Genomic DNA, 17,711 nt, shown 5'->3' with positions numbered 1-17,711 from the left:
TATGAAACGAATCGAACAAAAAAAATATTGAGGGCCTGAAATAGCGGTAATCTGCTAATATGAAAAAGATTTATTCCTATTTGTCTTGCTTATGCATTAATTATTTGCAGTGTAATCCACGCCCAAACAATATACCGGCACAATTTTCCTGCCGCCATAAAAAGAGCTACCCAAACAGGCTTACTTCTCAATAAGCCCAATCCCAAAGGAATAATGTCTCCAACAACAGGCAGAAAAGCAAAAAAGGCCAGTGCACTTCCTTTGTTCTGAAGAAATAATATTGTTTTTTCGGTTTTAGCCTGCTTTATGCGAAGAAATTTTTCGATCCACTCCCACTTTCCCAAATAACCTAAATAGTAGGTTAACATCCCTCCCAGCCAATTCCCAAGGCTGGCAACAGCAATGGTTACAGATATATCGTAACCAGAATAGACAAAAAGGCTTAAAATGGCTTCGGAACTAAACGGCAATATGGTAGCCGCTAAAAAGCTTGCCACAAACAATCCCCAATATCCATATTCAAACAAATCAGCCATAAGGCGCAAAGGTAGCTATTCAATTATAAATTAAGACTGATGAATTAATAAGAAAGGAAAGTGCACTAATTTAATTCCATCCACATTTTACTTTTCAAGACTTTTACTACTTTTCCACTCTTACAGACTTTTATTCTATCTTTGTAAAAAAAATAGAAAATTATTTATGGAAACTACAAGACAAAGCAAAGTTTCAAGATTGCTGCTAAAGGATTTAAGTGAGATATTTCAGATGGAATCGAGAAATCTTTTTGGTGGTAAAATGATTTCGGTTACTACTGTTCGAATAAGTCCGGATTTAGGGCTTGCAAAAGTATATCTTAGCATTTTCCCTTCGAGTGAAACTGAAGAGACGATGAAATTAATTAAGATGAACACAAAGAATGTTCGCAGAATTCTTGGAAATAAGGTTGGGAAACAACTTAGAATAGTTCCTGAACTGGCATTTTTTGTTGACGATTCGTTAGATTATATCGAAAACATAAGCAACTTGCTTTCATAATACAGCTCACAAACAGCAGAACTTCTCTTAAGTCAATGTAAATTACTTGAACCTTCCCTTCCATATTGCCAGGCGTTATCTGTTTTCGAAAAAGAAACAGAATGTAATCAATGTCATTTCGATGATATCGGTTATTGGTGTTGCAATTGGAACTATGGCTCTGGTAATTGTTCTTTCGGTATTTAATGGCTTTGATGGATTGATTCGTGACCTTTTTGGCAGCTTCGATCCTGATTTAAAAATTCTTCCAAGTACAGGCAAAACCTTTGTCCCTGATTCTACTTTTGAGCAAATCAGGAAAATGGAAAATGTGGTTTTCTACTCCGAAGTTCTGGAAGAAAATGCCCTTCTTAAATACGGAAACAAACAACGACCCGCAATCATAAAAGGTGTAGATGAGGAGTTTACCTTAATGACAGGTATTGACACCATGATGGTTGAGGGAAAATTTCTGCTAAATAGTGGAAAACACCAGTTCGCAGTACTTGGCTACGGTGTTGCCCTGGATCTTGGTGTTGGTCTCACCTTTACCAATTACATTAAGTTTTATGTGCCCAAACGCAATGCAAAATTGGGACTGAACCCAATGGATGCATTTTCAACTGAGTATCTGTATCCTTCGGGATATTTTACCATTCAACAAGATTTTGATTCTCAATATGTATTGGTTCCTCTGAATTTTGCCAGAAAATTATTCGACTACACGAATGAGGTGAGTAGTATTGAGCTCTCCATTAAAAATCAGGATGAAGTAGAAAATGTAAAGAAACAAATTCAAGCCCTTTTAGGCGATGACTTTCAGGTGAAAAACCGATTCGAACTGCACGATGTTCTATTTAAAATGATGCAATCGGAAAAAATGGCCATTTTCTTTATTTTAGGTTTCATTCTTGTCATTGCATCCTTCAATGTAATTGGTTCGTTAACCATGCTTATTTTGGATAAAAAACACGACATTGCCACGCTAAGAAGCATGGGGGCTGAAGAAAAAACAATTCAAAAAATATTTCTGCTTGAAGGTTGGCTGATCTCTCTGTTAGGTGCAGCTATTGGTGTAGGATTAGGTCTTTTCATCTGCTTTTTACAGATAAAATTTGGCTTGATTACTCTATCAGGAAACGGAGCTTTTATAATGGATTCCTATCCCGTTGATATTCATTTTACCGATATTTTTATCATCTTTACAACTGTTGTTTCAATTGGCTATGCTGCTTCGCGCTATCCGGTTCGTTACATCACCAAACGTTTCCTGCAATTCAATTAATTTGGATTGTCAGGATACCAAACTACCCACTATACCGTTTAATTTTCTGAGTGGACAAATTGTCCATTTCAATAAGAACTTTTTAATAAAATTAAAATGAGAAAGATTATTGTTATTTGCTTTTTAGCATTTGGTTTTTCCTTACTGGGTAACGCGCAGGAAACCGCACTTACTTCGAAAGGAAAAGTTGTGATTCTTTATGAAAACGGCACATGGAAGTATGCTGATGTAAGTGTTTCAGGAGAAAACCCAGCTCAGCAAACCGAAAATACAGTACAAACTGCAATTGAGGAAACAAGAATTTCAAATGAACCTCTTGTACTAAAAGAAGCTGATGTTGAAAAAATCACTTTTATTGAAGGTCCAAGCGCAAAGCTTCTAAAATATTTCAAGGATAAAAATATTGTCCGATGCGATTTTATTCTCAGCTCGAAAGAAGGAAAAGCGACCCTTACTACCGAATGGAAAATTATGACTGGCGAAGCCTATTCGTACTTTGGCTTTATTAAAAAAGACAGCAAACTAAGCTTGGAATTACTTGGAGGACAAATTGTTGATTTGGTTTACAAGAATGAATTTGAGCCTAAGGAATTTAGTCAATATGGATTTTCTACTTATTCTGCCCAACTCGATTTAACTGAAGATCAGCTTAAATTACTTCAAAACAAGATTGTAATGAAAGCGACAATGAATTGGAGCCGCAGAGCTGAAGAATATCAGGTTGTGAATCCTTCTTATTTCATTAAAGCAATCCCGAAAATCACAGAATAAATCAATTGTATGAAAAATATTCTAATTCTGGCCATTCTATTTTTAGGTACAATCAGCCAGATAAATGCACAGCTAAAACTAAGAACACCCGAAGGGAAAGTTGTTTTGCTATTTGATAACGGAACCTGGAAATACGAGGAAATTAAGAAGGTAGAAAAACCTGTTGTTCCAATCAAATCTGAAGAAGAAATTGCCAAGCCTGTAACAATCATTGATGCTGAATTGGAATCTCAGACTGTTATTAAAGGCATTAGCGAAAAATTAAATAAATTCTCGGATACCAATAATCAGGTCAAAGCTGATTTTCAGATCATCTCTAAAGAGGGAAAAGTAATACTAAAAACCAATTGGAAAATTATGGATGCAGAAGGGTTTCGCTTTTTCGGATTCATCACCAAAAAATCGAAAATGCAGTTTAGCCTTTCGAACGGAGAGAGTATTGAACTACAGTATGCTGAAGATTTTGAACCGAAAGAATATCCGAAATACAAATTCACCACCTTCACGGCGGAACTTGAATTGAATGAAGATCAGATTCGGAAATTACAGAATGCATATCTCGAAAAAGTGGAGATGTACTGGAGCAGGCGAACTGAAAGTTATGAAATTTTCAATCCTGACTATTTCGTGAAAGAACTTCCCAAAATTATTAAATAACAAAGAGGGTGTCCGAAAAGTAAAGTTTCCCTTGGAAATGTCATGTTGAGCGATCCCGATGGCTATCGGGACGAAACATCTATTATTCAAACATAAAGATTCTTCGGCAAGCTCAGAATGACAATAAAATTGAACTTTTCGGACACCCTCTTTTTATTCATCATCTATCTGGAGGTTGCCCCATTCCATCGAAATCCGATCCAATATCGGCATTAAATCGGCATAATGATTGGCTCTAAGCATATCAATCCGGGTTGGCTTAAAATTCACCAAGCCTTTAAACATGCCTGCCATATGTCTTCTCATGTGCAAAATACCGCGCTTTTCGTCAATCCACTCAATGGCAGCATCAATTTGCTCTTTTAGCATTTCCACCTGTTGCGATACTGTTGCAGGAGGCAACAATTCACCTGTATTAAAATAGTGCTTTATATCTCTAAAAATCCATGGTTTGCCCACCGAAGCACGACCAATCATGATTGCATCAACTCCATACTTATCAAAAGCTTCCTTTGCTTTCACAGGATTTGTTATATCGCCGTTTCCAATAATTGGAATGTGCATGCGCTGATTATTTTTCACATCTCCAATCAAAGTCCAGTCTGCTTCCCCTTTGTACATTTGGCACCGGGTTCTGCCGTGAATGGTTAAGCCTTGAATACCCACATCCTGCAATTGTTCTGCCAGTTCAACAATGATCTTTGAATCCTCATCCCAACCCAAGCGGGTTTTTACCGTTACCGGGATATTTACCGCCTTAACAACTGCTTCGGTAATTTTCAGCATCTGCGGTACATTTCTCATCATGCCCGAACCAGCTCCTTTAGTGGCCACTTTACGAACCGGGCAGCCAAAATTCAAATCTAAAAATTCCGGATTGGCAGCTTCAACAATCTTGGCAGCCTCAACCATTGGATCAACATCTTTACCATAAATTTGAATGGCAACAGGGCGTTCCTCGTCCAAAATGGTCAATTTTTTCATGGTACGGTTTACCGAACGAATCAATGCATCCGCCGAAATAAATTCAGTATACATCAAATCCGCTCCATAACGCTTGCACAAAACCCTAAAAGGCGGATTGGTAACATCCTCCATTGGTGCCAACAATACCGGCCTATCTCCTAAATCCAGATTTCCTATCTTCACTTTCTTTTCTTTTTTATCAGGCAACAAAGATAATAGAAAGTCTTAATAGTCTTTAAAAGTCGAAAAGCCAAATCGTTTTACAAACAACAGTATGCTTGAATGATGAACTCTTAAAATGCAATCTATTGGCTCTTTCCCTATTTGCAACTAATACTTAACACTTTGTACTTGATCCTTTAAACTTGACACTTTGTACTTGACACTTTATACTTGAATCTTAATACTATTTATTATTTTTGTTCTTCAAACCAAAAACAGAAGGTATATGCTAAAAGGATCGTTGAGCCATTATTCCCCGCTATCACAATTGATGATGAGTCTACTTGTTGTAGTCGGTTCTTTTATGCTCTGTATGTTTGCCGGCAGTGTTTTAGCTTATCTTATTTTTGATGTTAATATCTTCACCAATGCCGAAAGCTTAGATATAAATGGTGCTTCTGTGAACATTTCTGTTCTTAAATTTTATCAGTCGATCTACTCTACAGGAATGTTCATTATTCCACCTTTTATCATCGCCTGGTTCCTAAATAACAAAGTGTTAACCTATCTTTTTTTAGACAAAAAGTCTTCCCCTTCTCAATACCTGTTAGCAACACTAACAATTATTGCTGCCTTGCCGGCGATCAATCTACTGGCAGACATCAACTCTCATTTGCAGTTGCCTGAATTTCTTTCGGGAGTTGAAGAATGGATGAGACATAGCGAAGATCAGGCCGAAATCATCACCAAGAAATTTTTGGTGATGGAAACACCTTTTGATCTGTTTGTAAATTTGATTTTAATTGCGGTAATTCCAGCCTTGGGTGAAGAACTTTTGTTCCGGGGAGTTATTCAGAGAATCTTCTCGAACATGACTAAAAACGTGCATTGGGGAATCATTATAACAGCTTTTCTTTTCGCAGCTCTGCACATGCAATTCTTTGGTTTGATACCAAGAATGGCAATGGGAATTCTGTTTGGCTATCTGCTGGTATGGACAAAAAGTTTATGGGTTCCTATTTTAGCGCATTTAATCAATAACGGAATGGCCGTTTGTATGTCTTACTTCATCAATAAAGGGAAATTACCCGAAGACATTGAAAAATTTGGTGGTAATGATGCAAGCATCTGGATTAGTGGATTTATCTCAATGATAATCCTTACACTTTTGCTATTCAGCCTTTACGGATCGAGAGAAAGGCAAAGTGAGTGAGTCTTCTTCAGCTTGTTTTATTTGTTCTAATTTCTCCTTTTCACCTTTACGCCAAACATAAACAATTCCATATTCCGACGATTTCTCCCTTTTCTTTTCATCCGGCAGATCAGCAAATTTAGCCTCTACCTCGTTCCAAAGAGAAAGAATCAAACTATCTGCCTCATCACGATATTCTGCCACTTTTTCCGAAAACCGATGTGTATTGTTTTGCAATGTTTTTTGATTGTTAAATGCCTGTTTAAAGTTTTCACAATTTACCCTTACCAATGCAATTGAAGGACTGTAAATTGGATTCCCTCCCATTCTCATTCGCTCTTGTTCTCCTTTTATCAATTTCTCTCCCCACTCAATTACTTTTGCATCCTTTAATAAGGACGGAGCTGCTTTCGAATTGGTTTTTAATCCGTAAAATTCCCGAATCTCAGGTTTCATTTCACCTCTGATAATTGTAAAATTCAATACCTGAATAAAATGAGAAACATATAACCGCGCCTTTCGCAACTTCTCGTTGTACTCTTTACTTCTGATGGATTGCTGACTAAGTGCCTGACGCTGATTTCTAATTGCCAATTCGTAATGAGGTAAAAATGTCTCAACTTTCTGCAAAAGCAGAAAAGAAAAAGCCAGTTCAAAACGATTTATTCGGTAACTGGTATCAAGGGCAGATTTTAAAGCACGTACACGTGCAGAATCAGTATTTGGCAGTCTTCTGTATGGCATCTGAGTAAATATTTAACAAATAATGTGGCAATGGTTACTACGAAGATACAAAAAATATGGATATACAATTTGGTATTCGCACACAGACACTCTCCTTTTTTACCAAATTCTATTTAACTGACATCAATGATCGTTTGAATAGGAGCTACTTTCCTTAAATAATCTGAAATATGTAAATAAATATTATATTCGTACCCTATTATTAATAGGAAACACAAATTTATGAAAACCCTCCTAACCACATTACTTTTATTAATCAGTGTGCAATTTGCATTCACACAACAGGATACTATTGTTTATTACAAAAAGCATGTGCCACAAGCAACTTCCGAAGGTGCAGATTATCAGTACATCGTACGACAAAAAAACAAGAAAACTTCTGTTGTGCAGAAGTGCGCATTTAGAGATGGTAAATGGAAAGTGACTCAAACCGAAACCATAAAACTAAAGAAGCCTAACACTTACTATGTCGATGGTGGAAAATATCAATATCAACGTAAGTTTGAAACAATAGCTGGAGGATATCAAATTCAAGATGATATCAAAAAAGGAAAGCAAAGCACCAAAGGCATAAGTAGAAGCCTTTTCCCCCTGCATCGAGAAGGACAATGGAATGTATATAGCCACGGCAAACAAAGAAGTGTCAATCTATACAAAGAAGCTGTACTCACTTATTCTTGTTTAATTGGAAAAAATAACGAGCGATTTCCGACCAATACCTATGCAAATGCAGATACCCTAGCTATGTACAAAGAAGGTGCTAAATCATTTTCTTCGGACTTATCCAAGAAGATTATATATCCAGACATTTGTCAAAAAAATAAGCTTGAAGCACTCGTTCTAGTTCTATTCGCAATAGACACAAACGGAACTCCATCTGATTTTCAGATTCTATCAGAAACCAATCAATATTTTAATCAGGCAGCCATTGCAGCAGTACAAGCTTGCAATAAATGGAAGCCTGCATTTAAGAATGGCCAACCAGTGAAGGTTTACTCAATTGTTCCGGTCAATTTTAAGTTGAAATAACAGATAAAACTATTGCTTAGCCAACAAAAAAACAATCCAATGAAAACATACGCCATCCTCTTCCTTCTATTGCTATTAGCTGTCAACTCCTACTCTCAGGATCTTTTAATGGAACAGGACATTTGCCTGCGCTCCTACCTTTCCGACAGAAGAGATGTATATCCTGTTGTAGATGATTTGTCGGGTAAAATAGCCTTATTCTTACTTGACAATGATACGATAAACGCTCTTACTTACAGCAAAAATTATGAACCTTTAAATTCCTGTAAATGCCCAAGACCAAATGGAAAGTTTAAAATTTTAATCGGAAATACAGTTGTCCAAAATGAGTGCAATCTGTTTTTCACCAACAACAGGAAAACAGAGTTTCTGGTTAAAACCATTGATTTAAATAACAATACAAGTAAGGAATACAGAATCCCTCTAAAGCTTCATAAAGAAGAATATCTTGAATCTGTTTCTTACAAAAACAAACTCTATATTTTGAGTCGTATCGATTACTCTTCCATTTACAAATTACGTGTGTTTGAAGGATGCGAACCTGCTGTTTGTATTGAGCATGATTTTACAAAAATTCTTTCGGCAAATTCAAAACCCGATCGAATTGCCGATGATCTTTATGATACTCCCAGTACAACAACCACTGCCAACATTAAAAGAATTGAATGCAGCAATCCAAATTCATTGGATATTACATCCGAAGAAAACAAACTCTATTGCTACGACGATAAAATTGTATTGAGTTTTGACGGTGAGAAGGACAAAACGATCTTAATTACGATTGACCTTAACAATTACACCTATACAACAAAAAACTACAAGCAGGGAGAACTTGAAAACACAAATAGGCTGGCAACTTTATCGAATTCTTACATCCATGATAATAAGCTTTATCAGCTAATCGTAAATAAAACCGGATTGTGTTTTACGGTTCACAGCCTTAAAACGGACAGCTTACTTAAAACATACAGCGTAAAAAGCGAAGATGAAATCTATTTCAAAAACTCTGCTTTAATTCAAAAAAATGACGGAAATGGATTTAGCACTTCCGAAAGGGAATTAGACAAAACAAAACAGGTTTTGAGAAAGCTGCTTACTGGATATTTAGGCATTAGTGTGTACGAAACCGGTGACAAACTGGAAGTGCTGTTGGGTGGAATTAAGGAATCTCCTTCAACGGGAAGTTTGATCGCCATGGGACTCGTTGGAGCTGTTGCGGTTCCTTTAGTATCCGGCGGTGCGTATTATGCCGTTCCTACCATGAATTCTTATTCATCCTATGCAAATAGTCGTTCGGTTTATTTCAAATGCCTTTTTAATAAACAAAATTTGGAACATGTAACTGGCAATTCAAGCCCAAATCCTTTTGACAAAATAAAAGAGTTCGTCGGCAATATTAAAACGCCTCAATCAACTCAAACTATCTTCAAGGTAAACGATTACTTCGTTTTAGGCTATTACTCTTCCAATGAAAAAAAATATTATCTCCGTAGATTTGAGTAAACAATTAAATCCAAATCTTTTAAACTACAAAAGCTGGTTAAAATCTGTAAGCAGCGGAATTTTTAAGGGATAAAGAGTTCCTTGACAATTCCAGCCAATTATACATTCCGGTTGATATTCTTTTAATGAGAATACGAGCACTGCCCGCCTTTTCTCATATTCTGAAAGTAGAAAAGCCATCTTATCTGAAAAATGAAGCATTCTGATTTATGAATGGCAAACCCAAGCAATAAAATAGCACATTCTGTTGCCAGAAAAGCTTATCGGATGAAAAAAATTGGACATTCTGATAACAGAATGCTGAATTTATTCACCCAAATTGTCTTTTCTGCAAACCGAAAACCAAAACCTATGGTCAGGTTTGCAAATCTATTTTACGAATGATACCCATCGATAATTTGTTGGTGAATTCTGATATCAGAGTGCTCAATTCAGACAGAAATGCAAATAGTATCAACACAAAGTAGTTTAAAAAAAGCCGACATCCCCCATTATTTTGAATAGCCAACACATAAGCTAATCGTCATTCATCATCATAAATAAATATATTTCATCTGTTTTGATAATTTTATGTAATTTAGGTTTTTAGTTGTAAAAAATTAATCGTTTCCCGACTTATGAAAATAAATTCTAACTCCTCTACAAAGAATTGTGCCGAAATTGGTAAAAAACTTATCTATTTATTTCAACAATATCCAATAAGCGAGGATCCCTATTACACTGATATTTTAAAAAAATTATCAGTAATAACCGAAGAGCTGATCAACTCGATTAACCGGGGGGGTGTGCACAATGACAGGAAGGAGAAAGATGCCATACGCGACGCAGATGTACGTGCCGTGTTTTATGAAGTAATGGCCAGGTGCAACCGAAGGCCAAGTGAAAATCAAAAAAAAGCTTTGCGGATAAAAAAGATATTGGATCGGTTTGGAATAGAGATTACTGAGTACACCTATATCAACGAAAGTGCGAACATTAACGCCATGTTAATCGATTTAACGGCACCTGAATTGTCAGAAGAAAGAGCTTCAATACCCGATTTAAATGAATTACTTGCCAATCTGGAAGGCTCACAGGCCGATTTTAACTTATCGAATATGCAATTGATAGAGGATAGTATTGATCGTAAGAAAACAAAATCGGCAACAGTCCTTGCCAAAGAGGTGAGAGATTTAATCAACAATGAACTTTCGGTTTACCTTCAATCCATGGCAATGGCAAAACCAAGCCAATACAAAGAATTTGCAGGATTGCTGCATACAATTATAGCGGACAATAATAAATCAGTAGCAGATCATTTGCTTGCCGTAAAGCGTAAAAAGGAAAATATACAGGCTCGTATCATACAAAAAGAATAAAATTATCTTCTTGTTTTAATCTTATTTTTATACCAATTTAATTTCAAAATAGACTTTAATTAAAATGAATTAATTTTTAGCTGTATCGAGGCAAAAAAGTAAAGCATAGCCATGTTACGATGCATCTTTTTTAACGAAGATATAGCTGAAAAGAAACATTTTATAAGGCATGTTTTGATGTTAATTTGGTATTAAATATTTGTATCGGAATATAACCTCTTAAAATAAATACATATGCTTGAATGGGAAGAATTAATTCAGGAATGTAAAAATTGCACCAAATGTAAGCTCTGCAAAACGAGAAACAAAGTAGTAATTGGTACAGGCAACCGAAATGCCCGGCTAATGTTCATTGGCGAAGGACCCGGACAACAGGAAGATGAGACAGGTATACCCTTTGTAGGAAAAGCCGGACAACTCTTTGATAAAATATTACAAGCAATCGATTTGAAAAGAGAAGATGTTTATATTGCCAATATTGTTAAATGCCGACCTCCCAATAACCGGGATCCGGAAGAAAATGAGAAAAAAACATGTCTCCCTTACCTGCGCAATCAAGTGCAGCTTATTCGTCCGAAAATAATTGTTTGTTTGGGGAGAATTGCAGCTCAGGAAATCATTGATTCATCCTTCAGAATTACACGTGAAAGAGGAGTCTGGTTTGAACGAAAAGGCTTCTTGATTACTGCTGTTTATCATCCTTCGGCTCTTCTTAGAGATCCCTCAAAAAAACTAGTCACATGGAAAGATTTTAAAGAAATAAAACGCAGATACGATCTACCAGCCACCATAAAATAGATCCCATTCTTCACAATTTTTATTCTACTCGTAAAAACATATCGAATCAACCCATTTGCTGTTGATTTTCCATCTTTCTTGTGTAGACTTATTCTACACAACCGTCCCCAATTCTACACTAAACAGACTCATATCATTCTTTTAAATAGTTTTACTCCACCCACAACAAAGAATACTACTGTTTAGTTTTCAGAGCATTACATTCCCTGTTGTGGGAGTCACAAACCAAATAAAGTAAATTGGTACTCTATTTGCACAAAGAACTGAAGTTAATTTTAAACCAATTTTTTAAAATCAATCTCAGTTGGTTTTATATTGATTTTTAAAACTATAATTTAAATTTTTAGATATGAAAAGAAACATTATTGCCGTTGGTGCATTGTTATTTTTCTCTGCAGTTCTTTTTAGCTGTTCAGACAATTCAGATAATAATCCGGAAAAAGGGCTTTCTTTAGAGCAATCTTTAAAAGAAAAGACTGTTAGTTTAAGTACTGCAGTTGATGAAATTACCAACTCGAAAGGATTTGATATCGTTACAATGACCGATCCGGAAACTGTTGCCGGTACAACAAAACAAGGAAATGACGATACCAGATTTTCTGCAAATATCACTCTTGATGATGTAAAAGGTGTTTACGAATACAGTCCTGCTATACCTGCTGCAACTACCGAAACAAAAATGGGTTATAACTCAAAGTTTGAAAAAACAGGTGACAGTGAAAATTTCGTTGTTAAATTGCCTAAAGAAAAAGCTGGAAATCCTTGGAAACTGTACATGACAGAAGATGGTGACAGCGTATTGGTAAATGATTTTGTTATCACTACAACTCAGTACAACTACTCTTTCTCTATGGATGAAGGTTTCCAGTTTAATAACCTGATAAATTCATCGATAACTGTTGAAGATGAACCTGCCGGCGAACTATACGTAAATTGGGATATTGCTGCAAACCAAAATTTTAATTACGAATCGAAGTTTTCATTTACTGATGATTACTCTGTAGGTATTAAATTCTCTCACGGAGACACTGTTTCTTACGCTTACAACCTGAAAAAAGGTGAAGATGTTCTTTTTAAAGAAGAAATGCAATTCACAAAAGGAGATAGTACAAACAGCAGAGCCTACGAATACAAACTGGCAATCGGAATTATCGAGATTGTTAAGAATTCAACCAGCGATTCGTATCAGGTATACCGCGATGGTGTTTTAGAAGAAGGTGCTGTTATTGAAGTAATCAACAACAGCAGCGAATCAACCGAAGCTGACGTTGTATTCTGTAGAAAAGGTCTTGATTTAAAAATCACTTTTACTGATGATTCAGTTGTTGTTCTTTCGGAACTATTAGGACAAGATACTCGTGATAAGATGGCTGAAATATTCAGTTCAATGTACGACATGTATTTCGTGAATCATGTAGTTAATAAAGTAGGTCATGAAGCATATTATATGAGTCAGGCAGGCAGCTAACAGCTGTTATTAAGAAATTGAAATCCGGTCGTTTGGCCGGATTTTTTTTGTATTAAATCAAAAAGGCTTTCAAATATGATGTTTCGTTTGTCTATGATAATTTGCTTCACCCTACTGCAATTCAATTTGCATGCTCAAAAACCGCATAAAGCGGTTCAAATTGGAAAAGCCAGTTTCTATGCCGACAGATTTGAAGGAAAACGAACAGCTTGCGGGGAAATATATCATCACGAAAACTATACTGCGGCTCACAGGAGCCTTCCTTTTGGCACTTGGGTAAAAGTGGTTAATCTGGACAATAAAAAGGTTGTAATCGTCCGAATTAACGATCGTGGACCATATGCCAAAGGGAGAATAATAGATCTATCCAAATCGGCATCAAAAGAGATTAATGCTATCAATCAGGGAATATTTTCCGTTTCGGTAGAAGTTTATCAGAAGGATCCCGATATGATCCCAATACAATATATTTTTAATCCAATATCATTAAGAGAACAAATGTTGTTTGGTTTTTGAACAAAGCCACGGTGCGATGCACCTAAAAAAATCAAACTCGCGATATAACTACAAAGACTGCGCGACTCTGCCGCTTAAAAAACCCAATTACACAATTTTGTTCTTAAAGTGCAAAGCACTTTGGTATTTGTAGTATGGTTGATGAAATGAAACAGGTGCAGAGCACCATCGTATTTGTAGAGTTTGTAACACAATGAATACGTGTTGATATTTAGGCACAGCGTACCGAAGCCTTAGATTTAATATCCTCCCGCTAATTCTAAATACAAAAAAAGAGCGTCACCCTTAGGTAACGCTCCCGATATGTGGATTACAGTCTAAATTAATCCTTAATTTTTGCTACCAAGAACTCACGGTTCAAACGAGCGATGTTTGCAATAGAAATTCCCTTAGGACATTCTACTTCACAAGCTCCGGTATTGGTACAGTTACCAAATCCCATCTCGTCCATTTTTGCAACCATGCTCTTTGCTCGACGAGCTGCTTCAACGCGGCCTTGAGGAAGTTTTGCAAGATGAGACACCTTAGCAGAAACAAACAACATTGCCGATGAGTTTTTACAAGTTGCTACACAAGCGCCACAACCAATACAAGCCGCAGCATCCATAGCTTCCTCAGCATCATCCTGAGAAATTAGAATTGCATTTCCATCAGGTACACCACCCGTGTTTACCGAAATATAACCACCTGCTTGAAGAATTTTCTCGAATGCAGTACGGTCTACAATTAAATCTTTGATTACCGGAAAAGCTCCGGCTCTCCAAGGCTCAATTGTAATGGTTGCGCCATCTTCGAATTTACGCATGTGCAACTGACAGGTAGTGATGTCATCATCAGGTCCGTGAGCACGTCCATCAATGAACAAGCTGCACATACCGCAGATACCTTCTCTACAATCGTGATCAAAAGCAATCGGCTCTGTTCCACCATTAACCAACTCCTCATTCAGGATGTCAAGCATCTCCAAAAATGAAGTTCCGGTTGATATATTATTAATTTTGTAAGACTCGAACTTACCTTGGGCTTTAGCGTTCTTCTGACGCCAAACCTTTATTGTTAATTCTTTTAATATCTTGTCTGCCATTTTTTTTGGTATTGAGTAATTAGATTTTAGTAGATAGTACGTTAGTCAATTAGAACAGCTTATTTAAGACTTTCTTTTAATTTGAAAATCATTTTTTGAATCTCTTGAATTAATAGATTAATCGCATCAAACTGCCCTCTTTGAATATAATTTAAATCGATAGATAATATCAATAAGCTTTCCAGTTCATAAGAACTTCCGTTCGAAATATCCAGAAAACGTGCAAAGTCTGCATTTGTATTTCTTCCACAGCCCTCAGCAATATTGGAGGGAATAGAAACAGCACATCTTCTTATCTGTGACACCATCCCAAATCGTTCATCAGAAGGCAATTCATTTGTTAAAATGTAGACTTCTTTTACCAAAGTTCTACTTTTTTGCCAAACGATTAAATCTTTAAAACGATTCATTTTTATTCAGATTATATTTATTAGACTATGTACTAGTTACTAATTACTATCTACAAGTTACTATCTGCTGATTACTTATATGATCTTTGAGTCAACTTAACGTTTTCAAAAACGAGCTCCTCCTTATGCAAGATTGGATCTTTACCTTCGCCTTGATATTCCCAAGCTGAAACATATGCAAAGTTATCATCATCACGTTTAGCCTCACCATCTTCAGTAGTTGATTCCTCACGATAGTGTCCACCACAAGATTCTTTACGATCCAGAGCATCGCGAGCCATCAATTCACCTAAATCGATGAAATCTTCTACACGACCAGCTTTTTCCAATTCGATATTCATCGCATCGTAATCACCTGTAATTCGCAAATCTTTGTAGAAATCTTCACGAAGTTTCTGAATTTCCTTAATCGCTAATTTCAGACCGTCCTCGTTACGAGCCATTCCAACATATTCCCACATGATGTTCCCCAAACGCTTGTGGAAAGAATCTACAGACTTGCTTCCTTTTATATTGTACAAACGAGTCATGCGATCGGTAACCGCTTTTTCTTTCTTAACAAACTCCTGATGATTTACATCGATACGTGGAACCTGAATCTCATCAGCAAGATAATCTCCAATAGTATAAGGCAATACGAAATACCCGTCAGCCAAACCTTGCATCAAAGCAGAAGCTCCCAAACGGTTAGCTCCGTGATCGGAAAAGTTAGCCTCACCAATAGCATAAAGACCAGGGATGTTAGTCATCAAGTTGTAATCAACCCAAACACCACCCATAGTGTAGTGAATAGCAGGGTAAATCTGCATTGGCAATTCGTAAGGATTCTGATCAGTAATCTTCTCATACATCTGAAACAAGTTACCATAACGAGCTTCGATAACATCCTTACCTAATCTTTCGATAGAATATTTAAAGTCAAGGTAAACTGCTTTCCCAGTTTCGTTTACACCGAAACCTTCATCACATCTTTCTTTAGCTGCACGGGATGCAACATCACGGGGAACCAAGTTACCATATGATGGATATCTTCTTTCCAAGTAGAAATCACGATCTTCCTCAGCAATATCGTTAGCTGTAATCTGACCTTTTTGCAATTTAACAGCATCTTCCTTTTTCTTAGGAGTCCAAACACGACCATCATTACGCAATGATTCCGACATCAATGTCAGTTTCGATTGCTGTTCGCCATGAATTGGAATACAAGTAGGGTGAATTTGCACATAACAAGGATTCGCGAAACAAGCTCCGTTTTTGTAAGCCTGCCATGCCGCACCACCGTTACATCCCATAGCATTTGTCGACAAGAAGAATACGTTACCGTATCCACCTGTTGCAATTACTACAGCATGAGCACTGTGACGTTCAATTGCACCGGTAACCAAATTACGGGTAATGATACCACGGGCTTTTCCTTCGATAATTACGATATCCAACAGCTCGTTACGTTCGTGCATTTCAATTTTTCCTTGTCCGATCATACGATTCATAGAAGCGTAACAACCTAACAACAACTGCTGTCCGGTTTGACCACGAGCATAGAAAGTACGGCTTACCAATACACCACCGAATGAACGGTTGGATAATGTTCCGCCATATTCACGTGCAAAAGGTACACCTTGAGCAACACATTGGTCGATAATATCACCACTTACCTCAGCCAAACGATGAACGTTAGCTTCACGTGCACGGTAATCACCACCTTTTACTGTATCGTAAAATAAGCGATGAACTGAATCGTTATCGTTCTGATAATTTTTTGCGGCATTAATACCACCCTGAGCAGCAATAGAGTGAGCTCTACGACCTGAATCCTGATAGCAAAATGCTTTTACGTTGTATCCCATTTCTGCCATAGAAGCGGCAGCAGATCCACCGGCTAATCCGGTTCCTACAACGATAATATCTAATTTTCTCTTATTCGCAGGACTAACCACCTTAATGGCAGCTTTATGGCTTGACCACTTTTCAGCTATTGGTCCGGCTGGAATTTTTGAGTTTAATACTGTCATAACCGTTTTTTATTATTAGCAATTAAGCAAAAAAGTGTAAATACAAAGGAATGATTGTGAATCCGGCAGCAACAAAAATTGCATAGATATAACCAACTTTTTCCAATCTTGATCTCCATAGCTTATTGCTTAAACCAACCGACTGGAATGCTGACCAAAATCCATGAGCCAGGTGCAGTCCTAACAAAATAGCACCTACAATATAAAGTCCGGTATAAACCATTCCCATAGAGCCATTTGTAAATAGATTTTTCACCAACTGATAATCATCATGAACATTCCCTTCGATCTGAATAGGAATAAAGAAATGCATTAAGTGCATTGCGATGAAAACCAAGACAAGACCACCCAAAACAAACATGTTTCGTGAAGACCAAGTACTGCTTTCTCCCAAATTTTGAGAAGCATACTTCTGTGGACGAGCTTTCCTATTTTGGATGGTCAAAATAATCGCATATATAATATGGATAATGAAACCACCAGCCAATACCGGCTGTAAACCAAAACGAATCACCGGCAAAGACATAAAATGTGCTCCGGCATTAAACAGCTCTCCTGTGCTGTCAAACATTAAAAAGGAGTTCAATATCAGGTGTACTAAAATGAATAGCACAAGAAAAAGTCCTGATAAACTCATTACCAACTTCTTCCCAATAGATGAACTTAAAAAACTGCTCATAAGTTTAAAGATTTAATTAGACTGTTTTTTTTTGTAAGCTTTACTATATTAATTTGCAAA

Annotated in this window: 18 protein-coding genes; 11 read left to right on the top strand and 7 right to left on the bottom strand. The window is 36.8% G+C overall.

Features of this window, described 5'->3' with window-relative positions; all coding sequences use genetic code 11:
* Positions 1-89: 89 nt before the first annotated feature.
* Entirely contained in the window at positions 90-536 is a 447-nt protein-coding gene (locus QUH73_RS15055; RefSeq protein ID WP_289531264.1) for a YqaA family protein, read from the bottom strand.
* 166 nt (positions 537-702) lie between these two features.
* On the opposite strand from QUH73_RS15055, the gene rbfA reads away from it, so the two are divergent.
* The 4 genes from rbfA to QUH73_RS15035 all read left to right on the top strand — a co-directional run bounded on the left by rbfA (position 703) and on the right by QUH73_RS15035 (position 3,730).
* Positions 703-1,038 carry a 30S ribosome-binding factor RbfA gene (rbfA, locus tag QUH73_RS15050; protein WP_101311699.1) on the top strand — a complete coding sequence of 112 codons (336 nt, stop codon included), beginning with the start codon at positions 703-705 and terminating at the stop codon, positions 1,036-1,038.
* Positions 1,039-1,159: 121 nt separating this feature from the next.
* The gene (locus QUH73_RS15045) at positions 1,160-2,302 is read left to right on the top strand and encodes an ABC transporter permease (RefSeq protein ID WP_289531263.1); all 1,143 of its coding nucleotides are present in this window, start codon (positions 1,160-1,162) and stop codon (positions 2,300-2,302) included.
* 96 nt (positions 2,303-2,398) lie between these two features.
* Positions 2,399-3,073, top strand: coding sequence for a hypothetical protein (locus QUH73_RS15040; RefSeq protein WP_289531262.1), 675 nt, complete (start codon positions 2,399-2,401; stop codon positions 3,071-3,073).
* A gap of 9 nt (positions 3,074-3,082) precedes the next feature.
* Positions 3,083-3,730 (top strand): hypothetical protein, encoded by a 648-nt coding sequence (locus QUH73_RS15035; protein ID WP_289531261.1) that lies wholly within the window; start codon positions 3,083-3,085, stop codon positions 3,728-3,730.
* Between the two features lie 153 nt (positions 3,731-3,883).
* On the opposite strand, the gene dusB is transcribed toward QUH73_RS15035, so the two are convergent.
* A complete protein-coding gene (gene dusB, locus QUH73_RS15030; protein WP_289531260.1) occupies positions 3,884-4,879 on the bottom strand; it encodes a tRNA dihydrouridine synthase DusB in 996 nt (331 codons plus the stop codon).
* Positions 4,880-5,144: 265 nt separating this feature from the next.
* Here dusB and QUH73_RS15025 point away from each other — a divergent pair, with 265 nt between their 5' ends.
* The gene (locus QUH73_RS15025) at positions 5,145-6,071 is read left to right on the top strand and encodes a CPBP family intramembrane glutamic endopeptidase (protein ID WP_289531259.1); all 927 of its coding nucleotides are present in this window, start codon (positions 5,145-5,147) and stop codon (positions 6,069-6,071) included.
* On the opposite strand, the gene QUH73_RS15020 is transcribed toward QUH73_RS15025, so the two are convergent.
* On the bottom strand, positions 6,030-6,794 hold the full coding sequence (locus tag QUH73_RS15020; protein WP_289531258.1) for a hypothetical protein: 765 nt from the start codon (positions 6,792-6,794) through the stop codon (positions 6,030-6,032). The genes QUH73_RS15025 and QUH73_RS15020 overlap by 42 nt on opposite strands.
* A gap of 222 nt (positions 6,795-7,016) precedes the next feature.
* Here QUH73_RS15020 and QUH73_RS15015 point away from each other — a divergent pair, with 222 nt between their 5' ends.
* The 6 genes from QUH73_RS15015 to QUH73_RS14990 all read left to right on the top strand — a co-directional run bounded on the left by QUH73_RS15015 (position 7,017) and on the right by QUH73_RS14990 (position 13,466).
* Entirely contained in the window at positions 7,017-7,823 is an 807-nt protein-coding gene (locus QUH73_RS15015) for an energy transducer TonB (protein ID WP_289531257.1), read from the top strand.
* 39 nt (positions 7,824-7,862) lie between these two features.
* Positions 7,863-9,326, top strand: a complete 1,464-nt coding sequence (locus QUH73_RS15010) for a hypothetical protein (protein ID WP_289531256.1) — start codon at positions 7,863-7,865, stop codon at positions 9,324-9,326.
* A gap of 617 nt (positions 9,327-9,943) precedes the next feature.
* Positions 9,944-10,684, top strand: coding sequence for a DUF6261 family protein (locus QUH73_RS15005; protein ID WP_289531255.1), 741 nt, complete (start codon positions 9,944-9,946; stop codon positions 10,682-10,684).
* A 234-nt stretch (positions 10,685-10,918) separates the two neighbouring features.
* The gene (locus QUH73_RS15000) at positions 10,919-11,482 is read left to right on the top strand and encodes a uracil-DNA glycosylase (protein ID WP_289531254.1); all 564 of its coding nucleotides are present in this window, start codon (positions 10,919-10,921) and stop codon (positions 11,480-11,482) included.
* A gap of 349 nt (positions 11,483-11,831) precedes the next feature.
* The gene (locus QUH73_RS14995) at positions 11,832-12,950 is read left to right on the top strand and encodes a hypothetical protein (RefSeq protein ID WP_289531253.1); all 1,119 of its coding nucleotides are present in this window, start codon (positions 11,832-11,834) and stop codon (positions 12,948-12,950) included.
* A gap of 75 nt (positions 12,951-13,025) precedes the next feature.
* Positions 13,026-13,466, top strand: coding sequence for a septal ring lytic transglycosylase RlpA family protein (locus QUH73_RS14990; protein WP_289531252.1), 441 nt, complete (start codon positions 13,026-13,028; stop codon positions 13,464-13,466).
* 322 nt (positions 13,467-13,788) lie between these two features.
* Here QUH73_RS14990 and QUH73_RS14985 read toward each other — a convergent pair whose 3' ends face one another.
* The 4 genes from QUH73_RS14985 to QUH73_RS14970 form a co-directional block, all read right to left on the bottom strand.
* Positions 13,789-14,550 (bottom strand): succinate dehydrogenase/fumarate reductase iron-sulfur subunit, encoded by a 762-nt coding sequence (locus QUH73_RS14985; protein ID WP_289531251.1) that lies wholly within the window; start codon positions 14,548-14,550, stop codon positions 13,789-13,791.
* 59 nt (positions 14,551-14,609) lie between these two features.
* Complete coding sequence (locus tag QUH73_RS14980) at positions 14,610-14,960, bottom strand: four helix bundle protein (RefSeq protein ID WP_289531250.1); 351 nt, start codon at positions 14,958-14,960, stop codon at positions 14,610-14,612.
* Positions 14,961-15,031: 71 nt separating this feature from the next.
* Complete coding sequence (locus tag QUH73_RS14975; RefSeq protein WP_289531249.1) at positions 15,032-16,972, bottom strand: fumarate reductase/succinate dehydrogenase flavoprotein subunit; 1,941 nt, start codon at positions 16,970-16,972, stop codon at positions 15,032-15,034.
* A 22-nt stretch (positions 16,973-16,994) separates the two neighbouring features.
* Complete coding sequence (locus QUH73_RS14970) at positions 16,995-17,651, bottom strand: succinate dehydrogenase cytochrome b subunit (RefSeq protein WP_289531248.1); 657 nt, start codon at positions 17,649-17,651, stop codon at positions 16,995-16,997.
* Between the last annotated feature and the right edge of the window lie 60 nt (positions 17,652-17,711).

Source organism: Labilibaculum sp. K2S (assembly GCF_030372765.1).
In the GTDB taxonomy this organism is placed as follows: domain Bacteria; phylum Bacteroidota; class Bacteroidia; order Bacteroidales; family Marinifilaceae; genus Labilibaculum.
The sequence above is the reverse complement of the archived record's forward strand: the minus strand, read 5'-3'. Positions and strand labels throughout refer to the sequence as shown.

Excerpts from the sequence above, each read along its gene's own strand:
- QUH73_RS15055 (WP_289531264.1), bottom strand. The coding sequence starts at position 536 with ATGGCTGATTTGTTTGAATATGGATATTGGGGATTGTTTGTGGCAAGC.
- rbfA (WP_101311699.1), top strand. The coding sequence starts at position 703 with ATGGAAACTACAAGACAAAGCAAAGTTTCAAGATTGCTGCTAAAGGAT.
- QUH73_RS15045 (WP_289531263.1), top strand. The coding sequence starts at position 1,160 with ATGATATCGGTTATTGGTGTTGCAATTGGAACTATGGCTCTGGTAATT.
- QUH73_RS15040 (WP_289531262.1), top strand. The coding sequence starts at position 2,399 with ATGAGAAAGATTATTGTTATTTGCTTTTTAGCATTTGGTTTTTCCTTA.
- QUH73_RS15035 (WP_289531261.1), top strand. The coding sequence starts at position 3,083 with ATGAAAAATATTCTAATTCTGGCCATTCTATTTTTAGGTACAATCAGC.
- QUH73_RS15025 (WP_289531259.1), top strand. The coding sequence starts at position 5,145 with ATGCTAAAAGGATCGTTGAGCCATTATTCCCCGCTATCACAATTGATG.
- QUH73_RS15020 (WP_289531258.1), bottom strand. The coding sequence starts at position 6,794 with ATGCCATACAGAAGACTGCCAAATACTGATTCTGCACGTGTACGTGCT.
- QUH73_RS15015 (WP_289531257.1), top strand. The coding sequence starts at position 7,017 with ATGAAAACCCTCCTAACCACATTACTTTTATTAATCAGTGTGCAATTT.
- QUH73_RS15010 (WP_289531256.1), top strand. The coding sequence starts at position 7,863 with ATGAAAACATACGCCATCCTCTTCCTTCTATTGCTATTAGCTGTCAAC.
- QUH73_RS15005 (WP_289531255.1), top strand. The coding sequence starts at position 9,944 with ATGAAAATAAATTCTAACTCCTCTACAAAGAATTGTGCCGAAATTGGT.
- QUH73_RS15000 (WP_289531254.1), top strand. The coding sequence starts at position 10,919 with ATGCTTGAATGGGAAGAATTAATTCAGGAATGTAAAAATTGCACCAAA.
- QUH73_RS14995 (WP_289531253.1), top strand. The coding sequence starts at position 11,832 with ATGAAAAGAAACATTATTGCCGTTGGTGCATTGTTATTTTTCTCTGCA.
- QUH73_RS14990 (WP_289531252.1), top strand. The coding sequence starts at position 13,026 with ATGATGTTTCGTTTGTCTATGATAATTTGCTTCACCCTACTGCAATTC.
- QUH73_RS14985 (WP_289531251.1), bottom strand. The coding sequence starts at position 14,550 with ATGGCAGACAAGATATTAAAAGAATTAACAATAAAGGTTTGGCGTCAG.
- QUH73_RS14980 (WP_289531250.1), bottom strand. The coding sequence starts at position 14,960 with ATGAATCGTTTTAAAGATTTAATCGTTTGGCAAAAAAGTAGAACTTTG.
- QUH73_RS14975 (WP_289531249.1), bottom strand. The coding sequence starts at position 16,972 with ATGACAGTATTAAACTCAAAAATTCCAGCCGGACCAATAGCTGAAAAG.
- QUH73_RS14970 (WP_289531248.1), bottom strand. The coding sequence starts at position 17,651 with ATGAGCAGTTTTTTAAGTTCATCTATTGGGAAGAAGTTGGTAATGAGT.